We start from the raw sequence: 1,628 nt of genomic DNA on the forward strand, positions 1-1,628 counted from the left end.
AGCGCCTTTTGCAATTCCGGCAGCGCCTCGAACAGATCGGCGACCAGGCCGTAATCGGCGACCTGGAAGATCGGCGCCTCCTCGTCCTTGTTGATCGCGACGATCACCTTGCTGTCCTTCATGCCGGCCAGATGCTGGATGGCCCCGGAGATGCCGGCGGCGATATAGAGATCGGGCGCCACAACCTTGCCGGTCTGGCCGACCTGCCAATCGTTCGGCGCATAACCGGCATCGACGGCGGCTCTGGATGCGCCGACGGCAGCCCCGAGCTTGTCGGCCAGCGGCAGGATGACTTCCTTGAACTTCTCCGCCGAACCGAGTGCCCTTCCGCCGGAGAGAATGATCTTCGCCGAGGTCAGTTCCGGACGGTCGGAAGCCGACAGCGCGTCCTTGACGAAAGTCGACAGACCCGGATTGGAGACCGCCGGGATCGCCTCGACGCTGGCCGAGCCGCCTTCAGATGCCGAAGCAAACGAGGCGGTGCGCACGGTGATGACCTTCTTGGCATCGCTTGCCTGCACCGTCTGGATGGCATTGCCGGCATAGATCGGCCGCCTGAACGTATCGGCGGAGACGACTTCGATGATCTCCGAGACCTGGGCGACATCGAGCAGGGCGGCGACGCGCGGCAGCACGTTCTTGCCGACCGAGGTGGCGGCAGAGATGATCGTGTCGTAACCGGCAGCAAGCGAGGCGATCAGATCGGCCAGCGGTTCGGCCAGATTGTTGGCGAGTGCGTCGCTTTCGGCCAGCAGTACCTTCGAGACGCCGGAGAGTTTGGCCGCCGCATCGGCCGCAGGCTTGGCGCCCTTGCCGGCAACGAGAATGTGCACGTCGGAGCCGATCTGGGAAGCCGCCGTCAGCGCCTTGGCGGTCTGGTCGGAAAGGCTCGAATTGTCGTGATCGGCCAGAAGAAGAATGGTCATGATGTTGTTCTCTCTTTCCCAGCCTTAAAGCACGCCGGCTTCGTTCTTCAGCTTGTCGACAAGCTCAGTGACCGACTTGACCTTGACGCCGGCCTTGCGGCCACTCGGCTCCTCGGTCTTCAGCACCTTCAGCCGCGGCGTCGTGGAGACGCCGAAGTCAGCCGGGCTCTTCTTGTCGAGCGGCTTCTTCTTCGCCTTCATGATGTTCGGCAGCGAGGCATAACGCGGTTCGTTCAGGCGAAGGTCGGATGTGACCACCGCCGGCAGCTTGATCTCGATCGTCTGCAGGCCGCCATCGACCTCGCGGGTGACCTGAGCCTTGCCGTCACCGATTTCGATCTTCGAGGCGAAGGTCGCTTGGGGCCTGCCCAACAGTGCTGCCAGCATCTGGCCGGTCTGGTTCGAATCGTCGTCGATCGCCTGCTTGCCGACGATGACAAGACCCGGCTGTTCGGCATCGGCCACACCCTTGAGGATCTTGGCGACGGCCAGCGGCTCGACCGCATCGTCGGTCTCAACCAGGATCGCCCGGTCGGCGCCCATGGCCAGCGCCGTCCTCAGCGTCTCCTCGGCCTTGGCAGGACCGATCGACACCACCACCACTTCCTCGGCCTTGCCGGCTTCCTTCAGCCGCAGCGCCTCTTCCACCGAGATCTCGTCGAACGGGTTCATCGACATCTTCACATTGGCAAGCTCGACACC

At 63.6% G+C, this 1,628-nt stretch carries 2 protein-coding genes; both read right to left on the reverse strand.

The features are described from left to right. On the reverse strand, positions 1-926 hold a 926-nt coding region (locus ATY29_RS00105), incomplete at its 3' end, for an electron transfer flavoprotein subunit alpha/FixB family protein (protein ID WP_097537551.1). A gap of 24 nt (positions 927-950) precedes the next feature. Further along, positions 951-1,628 (reverse strand): electron transfer flavoprotein subunit beta/FixA family protein (locus tag ATY29_RS00110; protein ID WP_097537552.1); only part of this gene is annotated, 678 nt, incomplete at its 5' end.

The organism is Rhizobium hidalgonense (genome assembly GCF_002914525.1).
In the GTDB taxonomy this organism is placed as follows: domain Bacteria; phylum Pseudomonadota; class Alphaproteobacteria; order Rhizobiales; family Rhizobiaceae; genus Rhizobium; species Rhizobium hidalgonense.